We start from the raw sequence: 6,556 nt of genomic DNA on the forward strand, positions 1-6,556 counted from the left end.
GTTTGATTACCCCGACCTCTCATCGGGCCGGGCGATGAAAGGTGGGGGGCTCAGATGGTGGCCTCGGCTTCCATCAGGGCCTTCTGGGTGGCGTCGAGCGTTTCGATCTCGGTCGATGTCGCCTCTTCAGAGAAGCTGGCGTCGGCGCCATAGATTTCGCGGGCAACCCCGGTGGTCAGCTGCTCGGGCAACCCGTCAAACACGATGCGCCCGTCGCGCATACCAACCACGCGGTCGCAATAGCGGCGCGCAGTATCCAGCGTGTGAAGGTTTGCGATGACGGTGCGGCCGTCCTCTTCGTGGATACGGCGCAGGGCCTGCATCACGACCTGCGCATTCATCGGGTCCAGCGAGGCGATGGGTTCGTCCGCCAGTATGATCCTGGGGTCCTGCATCAGGGCACGTGCGATGGCGACGCGTTGCTGCTGCCCCCCCGACAGGGCCTCAGCCCGCTTTGGCGCATGTTCGGCAATGCCAAGACGATCCAGTATGCCGATAGCGCGATGGATATCCTCCATCGGAAACAGGTTGAATATCGTCGCCAGTGTCGAGTGTCGGTTCAGCGTCCCGTGCAGCACGTTCGACACTACATCCATGCGCGGCACCAGATTGAACTGCTGGAAAATCATTGCGCACTCGGCCTGCCAGGACCGTTTTTCCCGGCCTTTCAGTCGGGTAACATCGCGGTCTTTGTACAGGATGCGGCCATCGCTGGAATCGGTTAACCGGTTGAGCATTCGCAACAGCGTCGATTTACCCGCCCCGGACCGTCCGATGATCCCGATCATGCAAGGTTTGTCCACATCCAGCATTGCCGCATCGACAGCAACGTTGTCACCAAATCGCTTGGTCAGTTTTTCGATACGCAGCACTTGCCACCCCCAAAACGTGTTGGTGGCCAGCTACAGACGGCACTCAACGGGGATGTGTCGGTTCGATGAAGGTTTTGTAACTGCGATCCGTGCTGCAAGTATCGGCCACTCGGCTCCAAGCCCCGCAAACGCGGGATTGGGCCTACCCATTGGCATCAATCGCGGCTATATGCGCGGGCAACACGTTACCTGAGCACGAGGCCAGCCATGAGCTTTGACCGTTCCATCAAGATTGCCCCATCCATCCTGTCCGCCGATTTCGCCAATTTCGGACAAGAGATTCAGGCGATCGAGGCCCAGGGCGCCGACTGGGTGCATGTCGATGTCATGGATGGTCATTTTGTGCCGAACCTGACCTTTGGTCCGCCAGCGGTGAAGGCATTCCGCCCGCATGTGAAGACCGTGATGGACGTGCACCTGATGATCACGCCGGTCGATCCCTACATTCAGGCCTATGCCGATGCGGGTGCCGACATCCTGACCGCCCATGTCGAGGCGGGCCCACATACGCACCGCACCTTGCAGGCAATCCGGGCCGCCGGGATGAAGGCTGGCGTTGCGCTGAACCCGGGAACCCCTGCCGAGGCGGTCGAGCATCTGCTGGACCTGACGGACCTCGTTTGCGTCATGACGGTGAACCCTGGATTTGGTGGCCAGAAATTCATCGATATGACCGCAAAGATCCGCCACCTGCGGCAGATGATCGGTGATCGCCCGGTTCACATCGAGATTGACGGGGGCGTTGATCCCCAGACGGCACCGCTGGTCGCTGCCGCCGGGGCGGACGTACTGGTCGCCGGTTCCGCCGTATTCAAGGGCGGCTCGGTCTCCAGACCCGAAGTATACGGTGCAAACATTCAGGCAGTCCGGTCGGCCGCAAACTCCGCACTCTAGGCGTCATGGCGGCCAGATAAACACGAGGAACTCTTGGCAACGAAACCCAAGCCCATAAGTAACAGGCTTGGGACACCTGCATTCAGCCCTGACAGCAAGAGCCTTTACACAGAAAGGCTCTTGCAGGGTGATCAATCTGCGCCGAACGCCCCGATATATGACACTCCGTTCGCGCCAGTGGTCTGAAAGGTCCCGCCAACTTCTTCTGCATTGGGGCCGTAGAATACACCATGAGCCTGACCGCTGGTTCCCGAACCGGCGACATTCGCCACGAAGCCTGAGTTCGAAACGCTGCCGGTACCTGCGAAATCCAACTCTGGGGCGAGACCGGTGCTCCCTCCGACCAGCAGGCTGTCTGCCACGGTATTGGTGCTGCTCATCGAAACGGTGGAGAAATCTGTCGACACATTGACTTCGGAAACCGTCTGATAGTGGGTTCCATCGGCGCGCCGTGCAATCCCGGTGCTTGCACCCTGATAGCTGGCGGTCTGCCCGCGCGGCATGTCGGCGGTCGGCGTAACCGAGCCATAGGACCCGGCGCCCGCAGTACCGGACGGCTGGTTCCGGTCATGCAACCACGCTCCAAAGGTCTGATACTCAAACCGTGTCCGGGTTGGGTCCAGAATGGTTGCACCGGAATTCAAATCCGGAGAGTTGAAGGTGACCGCCGCCGTACCTTGATCAATCCTGTCACCATTGCGGCTGTCCAGATTGAAACTGGACCCCCCCGAAACAGCCGTCGCCGCAACGATGTTTCCGCCGCTTGTAATCAGCGTCAGATCCGATGGAATGGGGCCAGTCTGGTTTTGAACGATGACCTGACCATTGGCCTGATTTGACGAATACGCCTGCACGACTGCCCTGCCGTTCAAAGTTGCGGTGCCATCCTGCGGCAGATTGATTTTCTGGGCCGGTGTTGTTGAAATCGGCCCTTCGGCGGAATTTCCACCACCAGAGGACGACTCACCGCCGCCGCCGCCATCAAAATCAAGACCGGCGGCTCCGCCGCATGCGCCAAGGAATAATACGGGGATGAATGCTGCAATCAGGCAACGTGTTTGGGAATTCATAACTGCTCCATAGTCAAATCTGAAACGGCACATTAGTTACTCACCCATACGGCGCAAGTGATGCCGCCCGTGCAATCTATAGGAAATGTTTTTGTTGCTGAAAATGCGATAGGCACTGTGGGCCGGATTGACGCACAATATTGTTTTCAAGGCAAAAATGATTTCCCACAACAACAAAAATAGACCGCGCCACTCAATTTCGTTCTGGCGCCGGATGACGTTCAAAAAGGCTTGTTCTTGACCCGTATTCTGCTTACCGCCTTCAGCTTACTGTTTGTCCTGTTACCCAATACCGACGTCCGCGCCCAGTCAGAAAACAAAGTACCAGTTGCTGCGTTCGTCGACGAAACGGAAATCGAAGCTTTGTTTCTAAGCGGCCTTGCGGATCTGCAACGCGGACAACCGCAAGCTGCAATCGAAAAGTTCTCCTCGATACTCGCGGCCAATCCATATCTCGTGCGGGTCAGGCTGGAATTGGCCCGCGCATTCTTTCTGGCCCGTCAGTGGGACCGGTCACGAAACGAGTTCTTTGTCGTTCTTTCTGGCGATCTGCCGGACCCTGTGCGCGCCCGTGTTCTCAGCTACATCCGGCAGATCGACGCCCGCCGGGGGTTCGACTGGGATCTCAGCCTCGGCCTGACCACCGTCGGCAATCCGCGCAAATACGACACGGACCAGATCACACTGAACCTGTTCGGGCTGAATCTGCCGTTCACGTTGGACCGCGACACCTCGACTGAACTCGGCCTGCGCATCACCGGAGCGGCGAATTTTCGCAAACCGGTCGACCTTTCCTTTTCCAACCTCGATACCGTTGCATTTGCATCATTGGCGTTTGACGTGACCGAGGCGCGAACCTCGAACTACGATGACTACATTTTCGTTGGAAGGTTCGGTCTGCGCACCCTCGCCCCGTTGACCACCGTGTCTTTCGGGCCGGCCCTCTCGACCCGACTGGTCGGCGGCAATGTGTTCGAAAACCGCATCGCGTTGGAAACCGCATTCGAACGCAGAAACCTGCTCGGGGGATCTGTCTTTGGTCTGCTGTCTGCGTCGCGCCTGCACAACCCGACAAACAGCGCGCTGGACGGTCATGAATTTCAGGCCGAACTTGGTGTTCGCCGGTCCATCGGCGGGCGGGGATCCATCGGGTTGAGCGCACTGATCCAGGACAAGTCAGTCGAAGGCGATCTGGATAATTACTTGCGCAAGCGATTGACCCTGTTTGGTCAGGTTGACACTCGCGGCGGCTTCACGTTTCGTCCGTCCGTCTATCTTGAAAACAAGACATTCCAGACCCCTAGCCCGATCCTCACCGCTTCACCGGACGAGACGTCATGGGGTACGGCAGTCAGGGTCGAAAAAAACGATCTGTTTTTCGGCAACGGCTTCTCGCCGTTCCTGCAACTGGAATACAACCGAACTCAGTCTGATATCCGGGCCTACAGCTATACGGAAACCGAGTTTGAGCTGGGCTTCGAGCGGCGTTTCTGAAAATGGGCGGTCACGTCCGCAGGGCAAACCGCTTGCAGGAGTGGAACGGCCTTATGTTCAGCAGAGTCCGCACCCCGAGATCATTCGCGAAGTAGTCTCGGCCGTGCACGAAGCAAAAAAGGGCGTCCTGCGGGACGCCCTTTCCGTAGCTTTTTGCAGATGCGATTTACTCGATGATCTTCGACAAAACGCCTCAGCTTTCCGCGAAAAAACTCATGTTAATTCCGCACGAGCCATGGGGTTTCGACCTTCATCCCTTGATAAACCGCATGCAGAAAAAGATGCGCGATTACTGGATCCTTCGAAAACGGCGAGAATTGCAGATTGCCTTCCCTGATACCGTCTTCGGCCTCATAGACAACCTCGTCCCCCTTTATGGTCACAAGTACTTCAAGTTCGGCCAGCTTCTCGGGATCAACAGCAGTTGGATCGTCGGACAAAATGACGAAATCGGCGACTTTTCCAACTTCGATTGAGCCCTTCTGATCTTCTTCGAAATGTTGCCAGGCGGGCCAAATTGTCATGGCTTTCAACGCAGTCATCACATCAACCCTCTGGTGCGGCCCAAGAATGTCACCAGACCGTGTTCGACGTGTAACCGTCGCCGCAAGGACACGCATACTGTCCGGAAAGGCGACCGGGGCATCGTGATGCGTGCCGAACATCATGTCCCGCTCATGCAGCCACCCTGTTGGAGAGATATTGTCGGCATTCACTGGACCGACTGTGTGTTCCCGGTGCCAATCACCCCAGTAGAATGTGTGCATAGGGAAAAGCGTCGGGAACACTCCTAACCGTTTGATGCTGGCGACCTGATCCTCTCGCAGAAATTGACCGTGAACCAGAACAGGCCGATTGCCCGGATCCCCATACTTGATCTGCGCCTCTTCGAGGGCCGCAATCAGCATGTCCGATGCCCCTTCACCGTTGGAGTGTACGAGGATCTGGAAACCGTTCTCGAAACACCAGTTCACGGCATCCTGGAGTTGCTCCATTGTGATGGCGGAGTATCCTGCATACCCGGCGGCATAGTTTCCAACCGGATCGTAATAGGGTCGATCCCGCAAAGCTGTAAAGCCCTGCGGCGATCCGTCAATTGTCAACTTGCAGCCACCTACCCGAACCCGGTTGTCATAATCCGCCGAGGTGTTTGCGCCAATATACTCCCTCGACTCGAGAACATCTGGAAACGCGACAACGTCGATAGGAAGCCCTTCTTCTGCGGCAACTTTCTTGAGAGCTTCGACTATTTCACCCGATGACCGGCCTTCTTGCCCGGTCGTGTATCCAAACTTTGCCCAAAGTTTGGTTCCGGCTCGGGCAAAAGCCGCCAGACCTTCCTCGCCCAGATTCCCCAAAATCGGCACCAGAACCGAAAAGAACGCGTATTCTTCCAGAACACCATTTGGTTCCCCGGCCTCATCGCGTTGAATGACCCCACCCGGAGGAGCCTCTGAGGCGGCTGTGATGCCTGCCAACTCCAGGGCTTTCGAGTTTGCCACACCCAGGTGCCCAGACTGATGAATAATGACGACCGGCAGGTCCTCGGACACCACGTCCAACTCCTGCCGCGTAGGGTGGCGCAGTTCCTTTAGTTGCGCATTGTCGTAACCAAAGCCGATGATCATTTTGACCTTTTCAACAGCCTGCGCATTCTCCTCGGCCCAGTCTGTCAGTGTGGATTGCAGACTGGCGATATCAGTGACCTCCCCGTCCGGTGGCGCAAGAAGGTTGGCGGACAAAGCCTGCACCCCCCCCAAAACGACATGCCCGTGGCTGTCTACGAAACCTGGAAGCATCGCGCGCCCTTCCAGATCATAGGTTTCGGTTTCTTCACCCTGATGCGCCGACAAGTCAGACAGCGACCCAACGGCAAGAATGCGCCCATCTTTAACTGCGACAGCTTCGGCGGACGGAGCCGTATCGTTCATCGTTACGATGGGCCCTCCGTGATAGATCTTATCCGCAATCTGTTGTGAAGACGCTGAGGTAGATGAGAAAACAACTGCTATGACAAGACAAATTGAACGCGCCGAAAAATGCATCTTATGACTCTTTCTAATTGCAATGTCTCAATACGAAAGAAGTTAGCATTACAGAAGGCTTAGCAAAAACAAAAAAAAGGGCGTCCCGTGGGACGCCCTTTCCGTAGCTTTTTGCAGATGCGAATTACTCGATGATCTTCGACACAACGCCGGCGCCGACGGTGCGGCCGCCTTCGCGGAT

General features: G+C 56.8%; 5 protein-coding genes. 2 read left to right on the forward strand and 3 right to left on the reverse strand.

Going from position 1 to position 6,556, the window contains the following annotated elements; genetic code table 11:
• Positions 1-50 precede the first annotated feature (50 nt).
• Positions 51-872, reverse strand: coding sequence for a phosphonate ABC transporter ATP-binding protein (gene phnC, locus ACR0J8_RS09915; RefSeq protein ID WP_480889920.1), 822 nt, complete (start codon positions 870-872; stop codon positions 51-53).
• 207 nt (positions 873-1,079) lie between these two features.
• Here phnC and rpe point away from each other — a divergent pair, with 207 nt between their 5' ends.
• Positions 1,080-1,766, forward strand: a complete 687-nt coding sequence (gene rpe / locus ACR0J8_RS09920) for a ribulose-phosphate 3-epimerase (protein WP_480525011.1) — start codon at positions 1,080-1,082, stop codon at positions 1,764-1,766.
• A 131-nt stretch (positions 1,767-1,897) separates the two neighbouring features.
• Here rpe and ACR0J8_RS09925 read toward each other — a convergent pair whose 3' ends face one another.
• Positions 1,898-2,836 (reverse strand): transferrin-binding protein-like solute binding protein, encoded by a 939-nt coding sequence (locus ACR0J8_RS09925; protein WP_480525013.1) that lies wholly within the window; start codon positions 2,834-2,836, stop codon positions 1,898-1,900.
• Between the two features lie 237 nt (positions 2,837-3,073).
• Here ACR0J8_RS09925 and ACR0J8_RS09930 point away from each other — a divergent pair, with 237 nt between their 5' ends.
• A complete protein-coding gene (locus tag ACR0J8_RS09930) occupies positions 3,074-4,330 on the forward strand; it encodes a surface lipoprotein assembly modifier (RefSeq protein ID WP_480889924.1) in 1,257 nt (418 codons plus the stop codon).
• Positions 4,331-4,548: 218 nt separating this feature from the next.
• Here the strand turns inward: ACR0J8_RS09930 and ACR0J8_RS09935 are convergent, their stop codons facing one another.
• Complete coding sequence (locus ACR0J8_RS09935; protein WP_480525018.1) at positions 4,549-6,261, reverse strand: amidohydrolase; 1,713 nt, start codon at positions 6,259-6,261, stop codon at positions 4,549-4,551.
• Positions 6,262-6,556: the final 295 nt, after the last annotated feature.

The sequence above is a fragment of the Ruegeria sp. N11 genome (assembly GCF_056531525.1).